Raw genomic sequence first — 19,092 nt, 5'->3', positions numbered from 1 at the left:
GCGCACGCTCACGGCCGTGAGCGTGCGCCGGGAACGCAGGGTCCAGGAGACGAGAGGAAGCGGCGTTGCACGTCCAGGAATGGCTCGAAACGGTGCCCCCACTGGCGATCTATCTGCTGGTCGGCGTGGTCATCGGCCTGGAAAGCCTGGGCATCCCACTGCCCGGCGAGATCATCCTGGTCTCCTCGGCGCTGCTCGCCTCACAGCACGGTGAGATCGACCCCGTCGTGCTCGGCGCCTGCGCGACCGCGGGCGCGATCATCGGTGACTCCATCGGCTATGCCATCGGCCGCAAGGGCGGTCGCCCACTCCTGGCCTGGCTGGGCACGAAGTTCCCCAAGCACTTCAGCGAGGGCCATATCGCCACCGCCGAGCGCTCCTTCCAGAAGTGGGGCATGTGGGCCGTCTTCTTCGGCCGCTTCGTCGCCCTCCTGCGCATCTTCGCCGGCCCCCTCGCGGGCGTCCTGCGGATGCCGTACTGGAAGTTCCTGATCGCCAACGTCTTCGGCGGCATCCTCTGGGCGGGCGGCACGACCGCGGTCATCTACTACGTGGGCGTGGTCGCCGAGTCCTGGCTGAAGCGCTTCTCGTGGCTGGGCCTGGTGGCGGCGGTCCTGATCGGCCTGACGTCGATGCTGATCATCAAGCGCAAGGCGAAGAAGGCCCAGGTGGCCCATCAGGAACCGGAACCGGTAGCCGCGGGGGAGTGAAGCGCCCCGCAAGGAACCCGCGGACCGCGCACGGCCTCACGCCCCGTGCGCGTCCCGGTGTGCCTTCGCCAACTCCGCATACATGGTCCCGTTGAGCGTCACACCCTGCCGCTCCTCCTCCGTGAGCTCCCGCTTCACCTTCGCCGGCACCCCCGCGACGAGCGACCCGGGCGGCACCTGCATCCCCTGCGGCACCAGAGCCTGAGCGGCGACCAAAGACCCCGCCCCGATCACGGCGCCATTCAGCACAGTCGCGCCCATCCCGATCAGACAGTCGTCTCCAACGGTCGCCCCATGCACCACGGCGTTGTGCCCGATGGACACCCGCTCGCCGACGGTCACGGGGAAGCCGGGATCGGCATGAAGCGTGCAGTTGTCCTGCACGTTGCTGCTCGCGCCGACGGAGATCCTCTCGACGTCGCCGCGCAGCACGGCCCCGTACCAAACGCTCGCGCCCGCCTCCAGCGTCACATCCCCGATCACTGACGACATAGGGGCCACGAATGCCGCCTCATCGATCTTCGGTGCCCGTCCCCCGATACCCATGATCAGCGCTCTCTGCGTCATCGCCCTCTCCTCACCACGCACGTCGTAGACGCACGCTACGCCACCCGGTAGGGCGAAGATCACAGGCCTCCCACCCCATCAGTGCGCCGCATGCTCAGTACGGTGAACGCGTGCCCAAGCGCAAGAACACGTTCTCATCCTGGCGGCGCGGCCTCGCCCAGCGCGCCGTCCACGCGGCCTGGGCCTGGGCGCAGCGCACGGGTTCGGTGACCGCCGAGAACCCCGGCCGCCTCCGCTTCGGCTCGATCGGCGAAGCCACTCGCCTGGCCTTTCCGCTGGGCACCGTGTTCGGCGAACCCTGGATCCACCTCGGCTCCCACTGCATCGTCGGCGAGCAGGTGACGCTGACCGCCGGTCTGATGCCCGACCTCGACCTGGGCCCGGAGCCGATCCTGCGCATAGGGGACGGCGTGGTGCTGGGTCGCGGCAGCCATGTCATCGCCGACACGACGGTCACCATCGGCAGCGACTGCTACTTCGGGCCGTACGTCTACGTCACGTCCACCAACCACTCGTACGACGATCCGCACGAGCCCATCGGCAAGCAGTGGCCGCGGATGGAGGCGGTGGAGATCGGCCCGGGGTGCTGGATCGGCACCGGTGCCGTGATCCTGCCGGGCGCGCGGATCGGGCGGAACGTCGTGGTCGCGGCCGGTGCGGTGGTCCGGGGCACGGTGCCCGACCACGCCGTCGTGGCGGGGGCGCCCGCCCGTGTCGTACGGCGCTGGACGCCCGGCGACGGCTGGCAGCCGCCTCTTCGGACCCCGGCGCCGGTGCCGATACCCGACGGGATCACCCCCGAGCAGCTGCAGGCGCTGGCCGAGCTGGACGAGGAGACGGCGGCGAGGCTGGCGGAGCTGGACGAGAAGGCGGCCGCCGAACTCGCCGAGCCTGCCGCGGAGTCCTGAGTCGGCCGTCAGCCGGCCGCCAACAGCACCGTGCCCACCAGCGCGAGCCCCGCGCCCGCGGCCTGCATCCCACGCAGCCGCTCGCTGAGGAAGCCACGTGCCGCCAGGGCGGTCACCACCGGGTAGAGCGAGGCCAGGACGGCGGCCACGGTGACCGGGCCGTGCTGGGCGGCGACCACATAGGTGCCGTTCGCCGCGACGTCGGCGAGGCCGACGAAGGCGAACGCGGGCAGCGAGCGCCAGGGAAAGCCGTCCTCCGGGAGGGCCGCGGCGCCCCGCCGCACGGAGGCGTACAGCGCGAGGCCGCCCGCCGCGACGTTGACCACGCGCTGCACGAAGAGGGCGAGGAACAGGCCGGTGACGGTGGTCGACGCCTCCGCGATCAGCGCGAACACCGTGCCGAAGCCGAAGGCCGCGATCAGCGTGAGCAGGATGGCCTGCCGCTGCACGGGCGCGCCCCGCAGCTGCGGTCCGCCCGCGAGCACGACGCCGAGTACGGCGACCGCGATGCCCGCGACCTGAATCAGACCTGGCCGCTCGCCGAGGAAGAGGCCCACACCGACCGGGACGGCCACGCCCACGGTGCCGAGCGGGGAGACCACGCCCATGGGACCGAGCGCGAGCGCCTTGTAGAAGCAGAGCAGGGCGACCGGCCCCACCACACCGGCGGCGACCGCGAACCACAGCTGGGATCCGGCCTCGCTCCAGCCGCCGGTGGCGATCACGATCACACCGAGTACGACCGCGGCGATTCCCTGCGAGACGACGACCACCGTGAGCGCGGGGGTGCGCCGGGTCAGCAGTCCGCCGCCGAAGTCGGCCAGTCCCCACAGCAGGCTGGTGGCCAGGGCGAAGAGTGCTGTCACGGGGTGCCTCGCAGTACAGTTCGGTGAACGATCGGGTGCACCCCACCGTAGTGCAGCACGCTGGACCCTGTCATCCAGAATATTGAACTCCGGAATTTGGACGGAATGTGTCGGACCTCGACCTGTTGACCCAGTCCCTGGCGCGCAACGTCAAGCACTGGCGTGCGGCCCGCGGCTTCACGCTGGACGTGCTCGCCGCCCGGGCAGGTGTCAGCCGCGGCATGCTCATCCAGATCGAGCAGGCGCGCACCAACCCCAGCCTCGGCACGGTGGTCAAGATCGGTGACGCGCTCGGGGTCAGCATCACCACCCTGCTCGACTACGAGCAGGGGCCGAAGGTGCGGGTCGTCCCGGCCGACCAGGTCGTGCGGCTGTGGCACACCGACGCGGGCAGTCACAGCCGGCTCCTCGCCGGTGCCGAGGCGCCCGGCCCGCTGGAGATGTGGCACTGGCGGATGATGCCGGGCGAGAGCAGCGACTCGGACCCGCACCCCGTCGGCACCGTCGAGATCGTCCACGTCACGGAGGGCGAACTGACCCTCACCGTCGACGGCACGGAGTACCGCGTCCCGGCCGGCGCGAGCGCCACCTTCGAGGCCGACGCCCCGCACTCGTACGGCAATCAGGGCGACGTCCCGACCGAGTGGATGCTGGCCGTCTCGGTCCCGCCCGCCCGCTGAGATCCCGCTCCGGCGGTGTCGGCGGGCCTGTTAGCGTGCGGTCATGGACGCGCCGATCGGACACTTCGACAACGCCACCCCCGCCCCCGACTGCCTCGACGAACTCATCGGCCCGGTCGCCGAAGCCGTACGCCACTGGCGTGGCAGCGTCCCCGCCGACCAGATCGTCTACGTCGAGACCGACCCGCAGTGGGCGGACACCGCCGTCTTCGTCGAGCACTACGGGCAGGAACTGCTGGAACAGTCCGCGAACTGCGTGGTCGTCGCGGGCAAGCGCGGTGGCGAGAGCACGCTGGCCGCGTGCGTCGTGCTCTCCACCACCCGGGTCGACGTGAACGGTGTCGTCCGCCGCCAACTCGGCGCCCGCAAGGCGTCGTTCGCCTCGATGGACACGGCGACCGGCGAGACCGGCATGGAGTACGGCGGCATCACCCCGATCGGGCTGCCCGACGGCTGGCCGGTGCTGGTGGACTCGGCCGTCGTCGACCTGCCGTACGTCCTGGTCGGCAGCGGGCGCCGACGGGGCAAGCTGCTGGTGCCGGGCAAGGCGTTCGCGGAGCTGCCGGGGGCGGTCGTACTGGAAGGACTCGGCGTCGCCTGAGGTCCTGGGCTCAGGCCGTGGCGTGGTGGGCGAGGGCCAGATGCGGATCCGCCTCGCCCGGCGCCGGTGCCGGGTCGGCATGGACCAGGGCCGCGGTGAGCCGGGGGACGGCGTGCAGCAGGGCGTGTTCGGCGTCGACGGCGATGGCGTGCGCCTGGCGTACTGTCGCCTCGCCGTCCACGACCACCGCCACCTCGGCGCGCAGCCGGTGCCCGATCCAGCGCAGCCGCAGCTCGCCCACCTCGCGCACGCCCGCGACCTCCCGAAGCGCCCCCTCGGCCCGGTCCACCAGGGCCGGGTCCACGGCGTCCATCACCCGCCGGAAGACCTCGCGTGCCGCGTCCCGCAGTACCAGCGTGATCGCGGCCGTGATCGCCAACCCCACGATGGGGTCCGCGAGTTGCCACCCGAGCGCCGCACCCCCGGCACTCAACAGGACGGCGAGTGACGTGAATCCGTCGGTACGGGCGTGCAGTCCGTCCGCGACCAGCGCGGCCGAGCCGATCGAGCGGCCCACCCGGATCCGGTACCGGGCCACCCATTCGTTCCCCGCGAACCCGACGAGCGCCGCCGCGGCCACGGCCGGGATCTGCTGCATCGGGCGCGGGTCGAGCAGGCGGTCGACGGCCGTCCACGCCGCGAACGCCGCGGACGCGGCGATCGTCAGCACGATGGCGATGCCCGCGAGGTCCTCGGCCCGCCCGTAGCCGTACGTGAAGCGACGGGTCGCCGCGCGCCGGCCGAGCACGAAGGCGATGCCCAGCGGTACCGCGGTCAGCGCGTCCGCGGTGTTGTGCACCGTGTCGCCGAGCAGCGCGACCGATCCGGAGACGACCACCACGACCGCCTGAACGAGCGCCGTCACCCCGAGCACGGCCAGCGAGACCCACAGTGCGCGCATGCCGCGGGCCGAGGACTCCAGGGCGGAGTCGAGCTTGTCGGCGGTTTCGTGGGAGTGGGGGCGGAGGAGGTGGGTGAGGCGGTGGCGGAGGGGGGACGGGGTGTGGGAGTGCTCGTGGTGGCCGTGGCCGTGCCTGTGGCCGTTTCCGTGACCGTGGCCGTTTCCGTGACCGTGGCTGTGGCCGTGGTGGTGCTCGTGCTCGTGAGGGTGGCCGTGATGGCCCTGGTGCTCGTGCGAGTGCCCGTCGCTCACGGCGCTCCCCTTCCGGTGCGTGGGAGTGGACTGGTGACCACCCACGACGCCATTATGTGCGTATGAGCGCACGCATGCACCTATCACCTGCGTACGATGCGCACCCGCGCAGAGAGGGCCGCCGGCAGATCCGCTCCCTCAGCGACGGCCGGCTGTGACTCAGTAGTCGGCGTTCGTGCCCAGGTACTGCTCCGCGAACGCCATCGCCGCGGTCGGGGAGCCGAAGAGGCGGCGGAGGCGGGCGAGAGTGGTGCCCGCGCGGTAGGGGTCGCCCGAGGACGCGCCGTGGTAGACCTCGGAGAGCCAGTGGGAGAACTCCTGGTAGTCCCACACCCGGCCCAGGCAGGCCGCCGAGTAGCCGTCCAGGCCGGTGCCGTCGCCCTTCGTGAGGTACGCGACCATCGCGTCGCCGAGCAGGAAGGCGTCGTGCAGGGCGAGATTCATGCCCTTCGCGGCGATCGGGGCGGTCAGGTGGGCGGCGTCGCCGGCCAGGAAGAGGCGGCCGAACACCATGGGTTCGACCACGTAGTTGTGCATGTCGAGGACGCGCTTCTCGATCAGCCGCCCCTCGGTCAGCGGCGGCGCGCCGTTCGCCCCGAGCCGCTGCTGCAGCTCCGTCCAGACCCTGTCGTGCGACCAGGTCTCCGGGTCGTCGCCGGGCGGGCACTCGAGGTAGTAGCGGGTCACCTCGGCGCTGCGCGGCATGTGTCCGGCGAACCCGTTCGGATGCATGCCGAACAGCACGCAGTCGGAGGACGGCGGTGCCTCGGCGAGCAGCGCCAGCCAGCCGATGCCGTAGTCGCTGCGGGAGATGTGGGCACGGCCGTCGGACACCGCGGCGCGCGTCACCCCGCGCGCCCCGTCGCAGCCGGCCACGAAGTCGCAGTACACGACCTCGCGTCGACCTGTCTGCGGGCAGGTGTACGACACTGAGGGGTGGTCGGTGTCGAGGCCGCGTGGTTCCACGTCCTGAACGCCGAAGCGTATGGCTCCGCCGCGGACATCCGCGTACTCGCGCACCAGGTCCGTCACCAGCAACTGCTGCGGATAGATCCAGTGGTGCTGTCCCGTCAGCTCGGCGTACGCGAACCGGTAGCGCTCCCCGGCGAACCTGAACTCGCACTCCGTGTGCCGCTGCGCCCGCGCCAGCAGCGTGTCCGCGAGGCCCCGCCGCTCCAGTCCGCGTACCGCCCACTCCTCGATGACCCCGGCCCGCGGCCGCTGCTCGATGAACTGACGTGTCTCGGTCTCCAGGACCAGACAGTCGACGGACGCCGCCCGCAGGATGTTGCCGATGGTGAGGCCGGCCGGCCCGGCGCCCACGATGACGACCGGGAAGCGTTGCGGGGCACCGGAGTTGGTGTGGGGGGAGGTCGCAGTCACCCGAGCATTATGGGGGCCGGTGATGTGGGGAGGGGAGGGCTCCGGGGCGGGCTCGGTGGCTCGGCGACGTGCCGTCAGCCGGTCAGCCCAGGCGCGGGATCTCGATCGCCGGGCAGCGGTCCATGACCATGTCGAGGCCGGCGGCGCGCGTGCGGTCGTAGGCGGCCACGTCGATGACGCCGAGCTGGAACCAGACGGCCTTCGCGCCGATGGCCGCGGCCTCGTCGGCGACGGCCCCGGCGAGGTCGCTGTTGACGAACACGTCGACGACGTCGACTTCGAAGGGGATCGCTTCCAGAGAGGGGTATCCCTGTTCCCCGTGGACCGTCTCCGCCTTCGGGTGCACGGGCACGATGCGCTTGCCGAAACGCTGGAGGACGTCGGCGACCCCGTAGGCCGCACGCCGCTGGTTGGTCGACAGGCCCACGACGGCCCAGGTGTCGCCGAGCTCGGTGAGGATCTTGCGGACTGTCGCCGGGTCGCCGTACACGCTGGGCCTCCTTGGGGATCGTGCAAGGGCTGCTGTTCCGGGCAACAGCGGTCCGTGTGCGCTGATTCCCCAACGCGCGCGGCCGTTCGCGGGTCAGGTCCGTCGAGGTCGGGCAACTCCGCACGTCCGACCCAGCTCCACCCGTGGGCGATGTACGCGGTGGTCGGGCTGGCCATCGCCTACAGCACCTTCCGGCGCGGACGCCGGCAGCTGATCAGCGCCGTGTTCACCCCGCTGATCGGTGAGCAGCGGGCGAACGGCTGGGGCGGCAGGGGCATCGACATCCTCGCCATCTTCGCCACCCTCTTCGGGTCCGCGGCCTCCCTGGGGCTCGGCGCCCTGCAGATCGGCAGCGGCTTCACCGGGCTCGGCTGGATGGGATCCGTCGGCACCGGCCTGCTGGTCGCCGTGATCGCGGTGCTGACCGTGGCGTTCGTCGCCTCGGCCGTGTCCGGGATCACCAAGGGCATCCAGTGGCTGTCCAACATCAACATGGTTCTGGCGGTGACCCTGGCGGTCTTCGTGTTCCTCGTCGGGCCGACCATCTTCATCCTCGACCTGCTGCCCACCTCCATCGGCGCCTTCCTCGGCGACCTGACCCAGATGGCAGAGCGCACCGAGGCGTCGAGCGGTGAGGGGGTCGCCGATTGGCTGGCCGGCTGGACGGTCTTCTGCTGGGCCTGGTGGATCTCCTGGACGCTGTTCGTCGGCATGTTCATCGCGCGCATCAGCCGCGGCCGGACCATCCGGCAGTTCGTGGGCGGGGTCATCCTGGTGCCCAGCACCGTCAGCCTGCTGTGGTTCGCGATCTTCGGCGGCTCGGCGATGCACCTGCAGGAGGAGGACCGCCTCAGTGGCGCCCGCCGGGACGGCCCAGGGGCAGCTCCTCGACGTGCTCCAGCAGTACCCGATCGCGAGGGTGACGAGCATCGTGGTGGTGATCCTCGTCGGAATCTTCTTCGTCTCCGGCGCCGACGCCGCCTCGATCGTCATGGGCACGCTCTCGCAGCGTGGATCCCTGGAGCCGACCCGGACCGTCGTGGTGTTCTGGGGTGTGCTGACCGGAGCGGTCGCCGCGATCATGCTGCTCATCGGCGGCGGCAAGGGCGACGCGCTCACCGGGCTGCAGAACCTCACCATTCTGGCGGCGGCCCCCTTCACCCTGGTGATGATCGGCCTGTGTATCGCGCTCACCCGCGATCTGCGCCAGGACCCGCTCATCATCCGCGGACGCAAAGGCACGTCCACGGACGGCGCGAAGTCCGCACAGGCGCCGCAGTCGACGCAGCCCACGCATTCCTCATCCTCATCCGCCGGCTGACGCCGGCGGACCCGCGCCCGGCGGGGTCGTGGAACCGTCCCGGTGCGGCCACGACCCGGCCGGGCGTTCGTGCTGTCGCGCCGGGATTCCGACCGGCTGAGGGAACCCTCGTCGCGCTCCTTGACCGCCGGTTCGCGCTCAAGGATGCTGTGTTGCGACACGTGAGATGTGTGCCGTAATGAGCAACATCTGATTCAAGTCTCGATCAGCCGAGGAGTGGCCATGACGCACCAGGTCCGTGCTGTCGTCGCGCGGGGCAAGGGCGCCCCCGTCAGCCTGGAGACGATCGTCGTGCCGGACCCGGGTCCGGGTGAGGCGCTGGTGAAGATCGAGGCCTGCGGGGTCTGCCACACCGATCTGCACTATCGCGAGGGCGGCATCAACGACGACTTCCCCTTCCTGCTCGGCCATGAGGCCGCGGGCATCGTGGAGTCGGTGGGGGAGGGGGTGACCGACGTCGCGCCCGGCGACTTCGTCATCCTCAACTGGCGCGCCGTGTGTGGTCAGTGCCGGGCCTGTCTGCGCGGTCGTCCGTGGTACTGCTTCAACACCCACAACGCCAAGCAGAAAATGACCCTGCTGGACGGCACCGAGCTCTCGCCCGCGCTGGGCATCGGCGCGTTCGCGGAGAAGACGCTGGTGGCGGCGGGGCAGTGCACGAAGGTCGACCCGACCGCGTCGGCTGCTGCCGCGGGTCTGCTGGGGTGCGGTGTGATGGCGGGCATCGGTGCGGCCATCAACACCGGCAACGTCGGCCGGGGTGACTCGGTCGCCGTGATCGGCTGCGGTGGCGTGGGGGCGGCGGCGATCGCCGGGGCGAATCTTGCGGGCGCGGCGAAGGTCATCGCGGTCGACATCGACGACCGGAAACTGGCCACGGCGGAGAAGCTGGGTGCGACCCACACCGTCAACTCCAGGAACGCCGACGCGGTGGAGGCGATCCGTGAGCTGACCGGCGGCCATGGTGCGGACGTGGTCATCGAGGCGGTCGGTCGTCCGGAGACGTACCAGCAGGCCTTCTACGCCCGGGACCTCGCCGGCACGGTCGTCCTGGTCGGCGTGCCGACCCCGGAGATGAAGCTGGAGCTGCCGCTGCTGGACGTCTTCGGCCGGGGCGGGGCGCTGAAGTCGAGTTGGTACGGCGACTGCCTGCCCTCCCGGGACTTCCCGATGCTCATCGACCTCTATCTCCAGGGCCGGCTCGACCTGGACGCCTTCGTCACGGAGACCATCGCGCTGGACGAGGTCGAGAAGGCCTTCGAGCGGATGCACGGCGGCGACGTGCTGCGCTCGGTGGTGGTGCTGTGATGGCCGCGCGTATCGAGCGTCTCGTCACCTCGGGCACGTTCTCGCTGGACGGCGGCACCTGGGACGTCGACAACAACGTGTGGATCGTCGGCGACGACCACGAGGTGATCGTCATCGACGCCGCACACGACGCCGACGCCATCGCCCGAGCCGTCGGCGGGCGCACCCTGCGGGCCATCGTGTGCACCCACGCCCACAACGACCACATCGACGCCGCACCCGCCCTCGCGGAACGCACCGGTGCCCCGGTCCTCCTGCATCCGGACGACCTGCCGCTGTGGAAGCAGACCCACCCCGACCGGGCACCGGACGCCGAACTGACCGACGGGCAGGGCCTCGCGGTGGCCGGGATCGAACTGACCGTGCTGCACACGCCCGGTCACGCGCCGGGAGCCGTCTGCCTGTACGCGCCGGACCTGAACGCCCTCTTCAGCGGCGACACGCTGTTCGCGGGCGGGCCGGGGGCGACGGGACGGTCGTACAGCCACTTCCCGACCATCGTCGACTCGATCCGGGACCGGCTGCTGACCCTGCCGGGCGACACCGTCGTGCACACCGGACACGGCGACACGACCACCATCGGCGCCGAGGCGCCGCACCTCCAGGAGTGGATCGACCGCGGCTTCTGACGCCCCTCGGCGACCCTCACGCGCCCGCCCTCGGCTCGCGGCCCCGCGAGTCGATGCGGCGGGCCGTTGTTGTCCTATATGAAGCGAGTTCTCTATGGCGCAACGTCAGAGTACGGCTCAGAGTGCCCTCTGAATGCCTTGACAAGGGTTCTGGGCGACCTCAGACTGATGTTGCGCTTACCGCAATCCGTTTCGTTATACGCACCGAGGTGTCATGATGATTCCCGCGTGCCGTCTCGAGGATCTCCCCCGAGGCGAGGCCCACCGGCTCGACATCGATCCGCCGGTCTCGGTGTTCCACACCGACGACGGCGAGCTCTTCGCCATCGACGACACCTGCACCCACCAGGACGCGTCGCTCGCCGACGGCTGGCTGGAGGGGCGCGAGGTGGAATGCCCGCTGCATGCTTCGAAGTTCGACCTGAGGTCCGGCGCGGTGGACGCCCCGCCGGCCAAGCTTCCGGTCCGGACGCACGAGGTCATCGTCGAGGACGGCGTCGTCTACGTCCGGCTGTCCACGGACGCGCCCAACCTGCCGCCCTGCATCGCCGCCCGGCTCGCCGGAGGTCCCGCGTGAGGACCGTCGCCGTGGTCGGGGCCTCGCTGGCCGGACTGTCGGCGGCGCGCTCACTGCGCAAGCAGGGCTACGAGGGTCGGCTGGTCGTCATCGGGGACGAACTCCACCGCCCGTACGACAGGCCCCCGCTGTCCAAGGAGTTCCTCTCCGGCACGCTCGGCGAGGCCGAACTCGCACTGGAGACGGACGACGAGGACCTGCGGGCGGAGTGGCTGCTGGGCGTCCGCGCCACCGGACTCGACCACGCGCGGCGTGCCGTCCGGCTCGATGACGGGCGGGAGGTGTCCGCCGACGGTGTCGTCATCGCGACCGGCGCCGCGGCGCGTACCCTTCCCGGTTCCGAAGGCCTGGCCGGAGTGCACACCCTGCGCACCCTGGACGACGCCCGCGCCCTGCGGGACGAACTGGCCCGCGGCGGACGGCTGGTGGTGATCGGCGGAGGCTTCATCGGAGCCGAGGTCGCCTCCACCGCGTACGCCCTGGGGCTCGACGTGACCGTCGTCGAAGCGGCCCCGACCCCGCTCGCCGGACCTCTCGGCGAGACCATGGGCGCCATCGTCTCCGCCCTCCACGCCGACCACGGCGTACGGCTGGAGTGCGGTGTGGGCGTCAAGGGGCTGAGCGGGGAGAACCGTGTCGACGCCGTCCTGCTGGAGGACGGCCGTGGCATCCCCGCCGACATCGTGGTCGTCGGTGTGGGCGCACGCCCGAACGTCGAGTGGCTGGAAGGCTCCGGCATCGCTCTCGACAACGGCGTCAAGTGCGGCGCCGACGGCCGCACCAGCCTGGCCGGTGTGGTCGCGGTCGGTGACTGCGCCAACTGGTACGACCCGCGCGCGGGTTTCCATCGCCGCGTCGAGCACTGGACCGGCGCGCGCGAGCGCCCCGACGCCGCGGTCGCCGCGCTGCTGGCGGGCGGTGCGGTGGAACCGGGTGTGCCCCGGCCGCCGTACTTCTGGTCCGACCAGTACGGCGTGAAGATCCAGTTCGCCGGTCATGCGGCCGGAGCGGACAGCGTGACCATCGAGGCGGGCGCCGCGGACGACCGCGACGTGCTGGCCGTCTACCGGCGGGCCGGGAACCCGGTCGCCGTGCTCGGGATGAACCAGCCGCGGCTGTTCACGCGCTGGCGCAAGCAGCTCGCCGCCACCGCATCCTGACACCCCTCGCATCTTGACACCGCCCCAGCGGCAGCCCATGCTGCGGTTGCGCATGGCACGCGGTGTTGCTCCATGTACAACGCCGTCCGGAGTCGCTCTTCCCGGCGCGTGACCGACCCCTCCACGACGTTCTCCCGAGGAGTGCACCGTGACCTCGACCAGCCTGCCGGACAGCCTGATCGCCACTCTCCCCGGCTCCTCCTACACGGACCCGGGGATCTTCGCCCAGGAGCAGGAGCACATATTCGAGACCATGTGGTTCTGCGTGGCCCGCGCTTCCGAACTGGCGAAGCCCGGCGCCTTCCGCACCGTCGACGTGGGCCGCGAGAGCATCCTCGTCACCCGGGCGAGGGACAACAGCATCCGTGCGTACTTCAATGTGTGCCGGCACCGCGGCGCCAAGCTCTGCACCGAGGAGTCCGGCGAGGTCAAGCGGGCCTTCCAGTGCCCGTACCACGCCTGGACGTACGGCCTGGACGGCAAGCTCGTCGCGGCGCCCAACCTCACCAAGATGCCCGACGTGGGCCGGACCGAGTACGGCCTGGTGAGTGTGGCCGTGCGTGAATGGCTCGGCTATGTGTGGGTCTGCCTCGCGGAGAACCCGCCCTCCTTCGAGGAGGACGTCATAGGGGAGGTCGTGGCCCGGCTCGGCGACGTCGAGTCGATCGAGCGCTACGACATCGACAGTCTCTCCGTCGGCAAGCGGATCGTCTACGACGTCAAGTCGAACTGGAAGCTCATCATCGAGAACTTCATGGAGTGCTACCACTGCGCCACCATCCACCCGGAACTGACCGAGGTGCTCCCGGAGTTCGCGGACGGTTACGCCGCCCAGTACTACGTCGGTCACGGCGCCGAGTTCGGCGAGGACGTCCAGGGCTTCACCGTCGACGGCTCCGAGGGTCTGGACCGCATTCCCGGGGTCGCGGACGACCAGGACCGCCGCTACTACGCGATCACCGTCAAGCCCCAGGTGTTCATCAATCTCGTCCCCGACCATGTGATCTTCCACCGGATGTATCCGGTGTCCGTGGACCGCACGATCGTCGAGTGCGACTGGCTCTACCTGCCGCACGTCGTCGACAGCGGCAAGGACGTCAGTCGGTCGGTGGAACTCTTCCACCGGGTCAATCAGCAGGACTTCGACGCCTGCGAGCGCACCCAGCCCGGTATGAGCTCCCGGATGTACGCCAAGGGTGGCGTACTCGTGCCCAGTGAGCATCACATCGGCGCGTTCCACGACTGGGTGAACGAGCGCCTGGGCACTCCTCAGGCGTGACTCAGCCCAGGTAGCCCATCCGGTGGCTGATCTCCTCGGCGCCCTTGAGCAGCACCGGGGAGAGCTTGTGCATGCGATCCTCGGTGAGCCGGTAGGCGGGACCGGAGGCGCTGAGCGCGGCGATGACGTCGCCGTCCCGGTTGCGGACCGGTGCGGCCATGGCGTGCAGGCCGATCTCCAGCTCCTCCAGAGTGATGGAGTAGTTCCGCTCCCGCGTCTCGGCGAGGTTCTTCTCGAGCTTCGTCTTGGCGGTGATGGTGCGCTGTGTGACCTTCTTCATGCCGGCCTCGGTCAGCAGGGTCGTGCGCTCCTTGGTCGGCAGATACGCCAACAGGATCTTGCCGCTCGACGTGGCGTGCAGGGGAGTCAGCTGGCCGACCCAGTTGTGGGCGGTGATGGCTCCGGGACCGCGCACCTGGTACAGGTTGATCGCGTAGTGCTCCTGCATCACGGCGATGTTGACGGTCTCGCCGATCTCCTCGGCGAGGCGCTCGCAGACCGGACGGCCCTGCTGGGTGATGTCGATACGGCCGGTGACGGCGCCGGCCAGCCGGACGATCCCGAAACCGAGCCGGTACTTGCCGCGCTCGCCGGCCTGCTCCACCAGGCCGCGCGCCTCCAGGGCACCGAGAAGACGGAACGCGGTGGACTTGTGCACCTCGATCTCGGCCGCCACCTCGCTGACGCCCGCCTCGCCACGCTGGGCGAGGATCTCCAGGACGCTGATGGCGCGGTCCACCGACTGGACGCCGCCTGCTTGTGAATTCGACGTTTCTGTGTCAGGGCTGTAGTTGCTCACAGTGCAACTATACGCGCAGTAAACAACACCACTGCAAGTAACGCCGTCGAAACGAAGACCCAGAAGTTGCGCGGTTCGCAACCTGGTGCGTATAGCGCTACCGGGTTTAGCATGCCTCGCACATCTACGGCGCGAGCGAGACGAGGCATCATGGCTCCCCTGCAGTACGACTTCGTCATCGTCGGTGGCGGTTCGGCCGGCAGCGCACTGGCGAACAGACTCTCCGCTGACCCGGCGAACCGGGTGCTGGTCCTGGAGGCGGGCCGGTCCGACTACCCGTGGGATGTCTTCATCCACATGCCCGCGGCGCTGACCTACCCCATCGGCAGCCGGTTCTACGACTGGAAGTACGAGTCCGAGCCCGAGCCCCACATGGGCGGCCGGCGTATCTACCACGCCCGCGGCAAGGTGCTCGGCGGTTCGAGCAGCATCAACGGAATGATCTTCCAGCGCGGCAACCCCATGGACTACGAGCGCTGGGCGGCCGACCCGGGCATGGAGACCTGGGACTACGCGCACTGTCTGCCGTACTTCCGGCGTATGGAGAACTGTCTGGCGGCCGATCCGGACGACGAGTTCCGCGGTCACGACGGCCCCCTCGTCCTCGAACGCGGCCCGGCGACCAACCCCCTGTTCGGAGCCTTCCTCAAGGCCACCGAGGAGGCGGGGTACGCACCCACCGACGATGTCAACGGCTACCGGCAGGAAGGTTTCGCCAAGTTCGACCGGAATGTCCATCGCGGGCGTCGGCTCTCGGCCTCGAAGGCGTACCTCAAGCCCGCGACGAAGCGACCGAACCTCACCGTCAGGACCCGCGCCCTCGTCACCCGCGTCCTCTTCGAGGGCAAGCGCGCCGTCGGTGTCGAGTACCGGCGGGGCCGGGGCGCGCTCCAGCAGGTCCGCGCCAAGGAGGTCATCCTCTGCGGTGGCGCCATCAACTCCCCGCAACTGCTCCAGCTTTCCGGCGTCGGCAATGCCGAGGAACTGCGCGCCCTCGGGATCGATGTCGTCCACGACCTTCCCGGCGTCGGCGAGAACATGCAGGACCACTTGGAGGTGTACATCCAGTACGCCTGCAAGCAGCCCGTCTCCATGCAGCCGTACCTGGCGAAGTGGCGGGCCCCCTTCATCGGCCTGCAGTGGCTGTTCCGGAAGGGGCCGGCCGCCACCAACCACTTCGAGGCCGGCGGCTTCGCCCGCAGCAACGAGGACGTGGACTACCCCAACCTGATGTTCCACTTCCTGCCCATCGCGGTCCGTTACGACGGCTCCGTGCCCGCGGGCGGACACGGCTACCAGGTCCACGTGGGCCCCATGTACTCCGACGCGATCGGCTCCGTGAAGATCAAGAGCAAGGACCCGCGCGAGCATCCTGCCCTGCGCTTCAACTACCTCTCCACCGAGCAGGACCGCCGCGAATGGGTCGAGGCGATCAGAGTGGCCCGCAAGCTGCTCAACCAGCCCGCGCTCGCGCCCTACAACGACGGGGAGGTCTCGCCCGGACCGTCCGTGGAGACCGACGAGGAGATCCTCGCCTGGGTCGCCAAGGACGGCGAGACCGCCCTGCATCCGTCCTGCACCTGCAAGATGGGTACCGACGAGATGGCGGTGGTCGACCCCACCAGCATGCGGGTGCACGGAGTCGAGGGACTGCGTGTGGTGGACGCCTCCGTCATGCCGTACGTCACCAACGGCAACATCTACGCACCGGTGATGATGATCGCCGAGAAGGCCGCCGACCTGATCCTCGGCAACGAGCCGCTCGCGCCGTCGAAGGCCGCGTACTACCGCCACCCCGACGCCCAGAAGCAGGCGGAGTAGGCGTTGGGCACCGCAGGACTCCGGGCGCTGCTGAACAGCGTCCGCTACGAGGTGCTGCCCGCGAAGGCGACCGAGGACAAGGTCCTCGCCCATGTCCCGCGCGACGTCGTCGTCACCGTGACGGCGTCGCCGGTCAAGGGCCTGGAGCCGACCCTCGACCTCGCCGGCCGGCTCGCGGCGCACGGCTACCGGGTCGTCCCGCACGTGCCGGCGCGGCTGCTGCGGGACGACGTACACCTCAAAGAGGTCACGGGCCGGCTCCGCGAGTCGGGCGTGGACGACGTCTTCGTCCCGGCCGGCGACTCCGACCCGCCTGCCGGGGTCTACGACGGGGCGCTGCCGGTGCTGCGCGGGCTGAGCGAGCTGGGCAGCCCCTTCGCCCGCGTCGGCATCACCGGCTACCCGGAGAGCCATCCGCTCATCCACGACGACGTCACCGTCCAGGCGATGTGGGACAAGCGCGAGCACGCCACGTACATCGTGAGCAACCTGTGCTTCGACCCGCGGGTCCTGGGGGACTGGCTCGCTCGTATACGGCGCAGGGGCGTCACCCTGCCGGTCCACGTGGGCGTCGCGGGCCCCGTCCAGCGCGCGAAGCTGCTGGCCATGGCCACGAAGATCGGGGTGGGGGAGTCGACGCGCTTCCTGACGAAACACGCCTCGTGGTTCGTGCGTTTCGCGGCCCCCGGCGGGTATGCACCCGAGCGGCTGCTGTCCCGCACGCAGGAGGCTCTCACCGCCCCCTCGGCGGGGGTGGCCGGGCTGCACCTGTTCACGTTCAACCAGATCGCCGAGACGGAGCGGTGGCGCCGCGCGCTGCTGGACCGGTTGGGCGGCTGAACCGGGAGAAGGATGACGACCGACACCGACTGGCAGCTGACCCGAACTTTCACCGGCGCATCGGGCGACGTCCGCTGGGACCGCCTGGGGCCGTCCGGCCGCCCACCGGTCGTCCTGCTGCACGGCACGCCCTTCTCGTCGTACGTCTGGCGTTCCGTGGCCCGCTCGGTCGCCCGGGACCACCAGGTGTTCGTCTGGGACATGCCCGGCTACGGGGCCTCAGAGAAGACGGCGGGGCAGGATGTGTCCCTGGCGGCGCAGGGCCGGGTCTTCACCGAACTCCTGGGCCACTGGGGCCTGGTGGAGCCGCTCGTGGTCGCCCATGACTTCGGCGGTGCGGTCGCCCTGCGGGCGCATCTGCTGCACGGTGCCCGCTACCGTGCCCTCGCCCTGGTGGATCCGGTCGCGCTGGCGCCCTGGGGCTCGCCGTTCTTCCGGCTCGTCGGCGAGCACGCCGACGTGTTCGAGCGGTTGCCGCCCGCGCTGCACGGCGCCCTGGTGCGCGAGTACGTCGGTTCCGCCAGCAGCCCCGGCCTGCACCCCGCGGTCCTCGACCGGCTCGTCGAGCCCTGGCTGGACGGCCCCGGCCAAGCGGCCTTCTACCGGCAGATCGCCCAGGCCGACCAGCGCTACACCGACGAGATCCAGGGCCGGTACGGCGAAATCGGCATGCCCACGCTCGTCTGCTGGGGCGAGGACGACACCTGGATCCCGGTGGCGAAGGGGCGCGAGCTCGCCGCCCTCGTCCCCGGCGCGCGGTTCGAACCGATCGGCGGTGCGGGCCACCTCGTCCAGGAGGACGCCCCCGCGGAACTCACGGCCGCGCTCCTCGCCTTCCTCCGGCAGCCGTGGTGAGCGGGGGCGGCGCGCCCGGCGTCGTATACGAAAAGGGCGGGACCTACGAAAAGGGCGGGACCGGAATCCGGTCCCGCCCCTGTGTGGCCGTGGTTCAGCGGAAGACCACCGTGCGGTTGCCGTCCAGCATCACGCGGCTCTCACTGTGCCACTTCACCGCGTGTGCGAGCACCTGCGCCTCGACGTCCCGCCCGACCGTGACCAGGTCGCCGGGGTCGAGCGAGTGGTCCACCCGGATCACGTCCTGCTCGATGATCTGCCCCTCGTCCAGGTCCGGCGTCACATAGTGCGCCGTCGCGCCGACGAGCTTCACGCCCCGGGTGTAGGCCTGGTCGTAGGGGCGCGCGCCCTTGAAACTGGGGAGGAAGGAGTGGTGGATGTTGATGGCGCGGCCCTCCAGCTGCTTGCACAGGTCGTCGGAGAGGACCTGCATGTAGCGGGCCAACACCACCAGGTCGACGTCCAGCTCACGCACGAGCTCCATCAGCCGCGCCTCGGCCTCGGGCTTGGTGTCCCTGGTCACCGGGATGTGGTGGAAGGGGACGCCGTAGGTCTCCGCGAGCCCCTCGAAGTCCCGGTGGTTGGAGACGATCGCGGGGATCTCGATGTTGAGGGCGCCGGTCCGCCGGCGGAAGAGCAGGTCGTTCAGGCAGTGCCCGAACTTGGACACCATGATCAGGGTCCGGGTGGGCGTGGCCGCCTCGCTCAGGGCCCAGGTGATGCCGTAGGCCTGGGCCACGGGACCGAACCGGTAGCGCAGCTGCTCCAGATCGACGTTCGGGTCGGAAACGTCGAAGTGAACCCTCATGAAGAAACGGTTCTGAAGTCGGTCGTCGAACTGCTGGCTTTCCAGGATGTTGCCGGAGTTCCTGACGAGAAAGCCGCTCACGGCGTGAACCAGTCCCGCGCTGTCGGGGCAGGAGAGAGTGAGGACGTACTCACGGCCGGGTTGTGGGCGAGGGGACATGTGCGGCCTCCGTCGGTGCGCATTGCACAACATGGTGAGCGATACGCAACATGGTCGGCTCGGTGCCGCTTGCGGTCAAGGGTGGCCGGGCAAGTGATCGCATGGTCAAATCGTCACCGGCCAACCCCTTGACGCCGGTCTGCACATTCGCCAGGGTGTTCCACCACAAGCAATCGGG

At 70.2% G+C, this 19,092-nt stretch carries 19 protein-coding genes and 1 pseudogene; 13 read left to right on the top strand and 7 right to left on the bottom strand.

Features of this window, described 5'->3' with window-relative positions; translation table 11 throughout:
- Nucleotides 1-65: 65 nt before the first annotated feature.
- The gene (locus EJ357_RS07210) at nt 66-710 is read left to right on the top strand and encodes a DedA family protein (protein ID WP_126389796.1); all 645 of its coding nucleotides are present in this window, start codon (nt 66-68) and stop codon (nt 708-710) included.
- Between the two features lie 36 nt (nt 711-746).
- Here EJ357_RS07210 and EJ357_RS07205 read toward each other — a convergent pair whose 3' ends face one another.
- The gene (locus EJ357_RS07205) at nt 747-1,277 is read right to left on the bottom strand and encodes a gamma carbonic anhydrase family protein (protein WP_126399267.1); all 531 of its coding nucleotides are present in this window, start codon (nt 1,275-1,277) and stop codon (nt 747-749) included.
- Between the two features lie 110 nt (nt 1,278-1,387).
- On the opposite strand from EJ357_RS07205, the gene EJ357_RS07200 reads away from it, so the two are divergent.
- Nucleotides 1,388-2,185, top strand: coding sequence for an acyltransferase (locus tag EJ357_RS07200; RefSeq protein WP_126389794.1), 798 nt, complete (start codon nt 1,388-1,390; stop codon nt 2,183-2,185).
- Between the two features lie 8 nt (nt 2,186-2,193).
- Here EJ357_RS07200 and EJ357_RS07195 read toward each other — a convergent pair whose 3' ends face one another.
- Nucleotides 2,194-3,051 carry a DMT family transporter gene (locus EJ357_RS07195; protein ID WP_126389792.1) on the bottom strand — a complete coding sequence of 286 codons (858 nt, stop codon included), beginning with the start codon at nt 3,049-3,051 and terminating at the stop codon, nt 2,194-2,196.
- Nucleotides 3,052-3,158: 107 nt separating this feature from the next.
- Here EJ357_RS07195 and EJ357_RS07190 point away from each other — a divergent pair, with 107 nt between their 5' ends.
- Both EJ357_RS07190 and EJ357_RS07185 read left to right on the top strand, forming a co-directional pair.
- Complete coding sequence (locus tag EJ357_RS07190) at nt 3,159-3,731, top strand: helix-turn-helix domain-containing protein (RefSeq protein ID WP_126389790.1); 573 nt, start codon at nt 3,159-3,161, stop codon at nt 3,729-3,731.
- A gap of 43 nt (nt 3,732-3,774) precedes the next feature.
- On the top strand, nt 3,775-4,332 hold the full coding sequence (locus EJ357_RS07185; protein WP_126389788.1) for a YbaK/EbsC family protein: 558 nt from the start codon (nt 3,775-3,777) through the stop codon (nt 4,330-4,332).
- A gap of 10 nt (nt 4,333-4,342) precedes the next feature.
- Here the strand turns inward: EJ357_RS07185 and EJ357_RS07180 are convergent, their stop codons facing one another.
- The 3 genes from EJ357_RS07180 to EJ357_RS07170 all read right to left on the bottom strand — a co-directional run bounded on the left by EJ357_RS07180 (nt 4,343) and on the right by EJ357_RS07170 (nt 7,358).
- A complete protein-coding gene (locus tag EJ357_RS07180; protein ID WP_126389786.1) occupies nt 4,343-5,485 on the bottom strand; it encodes a cation diffusion facilitator family transporter in 1,143 nt (380 codons plus the stop codon).
- 159 nt (nt 5,486-5,644) lie between these two features.
- A complete protein-coding gene (locus EJ357_RS07175) occupies nt 5,645-6,868 on the bottom strand; it encodes a 4-hydroxybenzoate 3-monooxygenase (protein WP_126389784.1) in 1,224 nt (407 codons plus the stop codon).
- Nucleotides 6,869-6,950: 82 nt separating this feature from the next.
- A complete protein-coding gene (locus tag EJ357_RS07170; protein ID WP_126389782.1) occupies nt 6,951-7,358 on the bottom strand; it encodes a CoA-binding protein in 408 nt (135 codons plus the stop codon).
- Nucleotides 7,359-7,493: 135 nt separating this feature from the next.
- On the opposite strand from EJ357_RS07170, the pseudogene EJ357_RS07165 reads away from it, so the two are divergent.
- The 6 genes and pseudogenes from EJ357_RS07165 to EJ357_RS07140 all read left to right on the top strand — a co-directional run.
- Nucleotides 7,494-8,679: pseudogene (locus EJ357_RS07165) on the top strand (BCCT family transporter); the annotation flags it as partial.
- Nucleotides 8,680-8,901: 222 nt separating this feature from the next.
- Nucleotides 8,902-9,987, top strand: coding sequence for an S-(hydroxymethyl)mycothiol dehydrogenase (locus EJ357_RS07160; protein ID WP_126389780.1), 1,086 nt, complete (start codon nt 8,902-8,904; stop codon nt 9,985-9,987).
- The gene (locus tag EJ357_RS07155; protein WP_126389778.1) at nt 9,987-10,616 is read left to right on the top strand and encodes an MBL fold metallo-hydrolase; all 630 of its coding nucleotides are present in this window, start codon (nt 9,987-9,989) and stop codon (nt 10,614-10,616) included. Before EJ357_RS07160 ends, EJ357_RS07155 begins: the two co-directional genes overlap by 1 nt.
- 214 nt (nt 10,617-10,830) lie before the next feature.
- Nucleotides 10,831-11,193 carry a bifunctional 3-phenylpropionate/cinnamic acid dioxygenase ferredoxin subunit gene (locus tag EJ357_RS07150; RefSeq protein ID WP_126389777.1) on the top strand — a complete coding sequence of 121 codons (363 nt, stop codon included), beginning with the start codon at nt 10,831-10,833 and terminating at the stop codon, nt 11,191-11,193.
- Nucleotides 11,190-12,353, top strand: coding sequence for an NAD(P)/FAD-dependent oxidoreductase (locus EJ357_RS07145; RefSeq protein WP_126389775.1), 1,164 nt, complete (start codon nt 11,190-11,192; stop codon nt 12,351-12,353). The genes EJ357_RS07150 and EJ357_RS07145 overlap by 4 nt, the downstream gene beginning before the upstream one ends.
- Nucleotides 12,354-12,501: 148 nt before the next feature.
- Nucleotides 12,502-13,632, top strand: a complete 1,131-nt coding sequence (locus EJ357_RS07140) for an aromatic ring-hydroxylating oxygenase subunit alpha (protein ID WP_126389772.1) — start codon at nt 12,502-12,504, stop codon at nt 13,630-13,632.
- A 1-nt stretch (nt 13,633) separates the two neighbouring features.
- Here the strand turns inward: EJ357_RS07140 and EJ357_RS07135 are convergent, their stop codons facing one another.
- The gene (locus EJ357_RS07135; RefSeq protein ID WP_175647327.1) at nt 13,634-14,431 is read right to left on the bottom strand and encodes an IclR family transcriptional regulator; all 798 of its coding nucleotides are present in this window, start codon (nt 14,429-14,431) and stop codon (nt 13,634-13,636) included.
- Between the two features lie 150 nt (nt 14,432-14,581).
- Between EJ357_RS07135 and betA the strand changes: the two genes are divergently transcribed.
- From betA to EJ357_RS07120, 3 genes are read left to right on the top strand one after another with little or no spacing between them, the layout of a single operon-like run.
- The gene (betA, locus tag EJ357_RS07130; protein ID WP_126389770.1) at nt 14,582-16,252 is read left to right on the top strand and encodes a choline dehydrogenase; all 1,671 of its coding nucleotides are present in this window, start codon (nt 14,582-14,584) and stop codon (nt 16,250-16,252) included.
- 3 nt (nt 16,253-16,255) lie between these two features.
- Nucleotides 16,256-17,092: a methylenetetrahydrofolate reductase gene (locus EJ357_RS07125; protein WP_126389768.1), complete on the top strand. Its 837-nt coding sequence runs from the start codon at nt 16,256-16,258 to the stop codon at nt 17,090-17,092.
- Nucleotides 17,093-17,104: 12 nt separating this feature from the next.
- Nucleotides 17,105-17,947 carry an alpha/beta fold hydrolase gene (locus EJ357_RS07120; RefSeq protein ID WP_126389766.1) on the top strand — a complete coding sequence of 281 codons (843 nt, stop codon included), beginning with the start codon at nt 17,105-17,107 and terminating at the stop codon, nt 17,945-17,947.
- Between the two features lie 94 nt (nt 17,948-18,041).
- Here EJ357_RS07120 and purU read toward each other — a convergent pair whose 3' ends face one another.
- Nucleotides 18,042-18,914: a formyltetrahydrofolate deformylase gene (purU, locus tag EJ357_RS07115; protein WP_126389764.1), complete on the bottom strand. Its 873-nt coding sequence runs from the start codon at nt 18,912-18,914 to the stop codon at nt 18,042-18,044.
- Nucleotides 18,915-19,092: the final 178 nt, after the last annotated feature.

This window comes from Streptomyces cyaneochromogenes (assembly GCF_003963535.1).
In the GTDB taxonomy this organism is placed as follows: domain Bacteria; phylum Actinomycetota; class Actinomycetes; order Streptomycetales; family Streptomycetaceae; genus Streptomyces; species Streptomyces shaanxiensis.
This window is presented reverse-complemented; position numbering and strand designations above follow the sequence as displayed.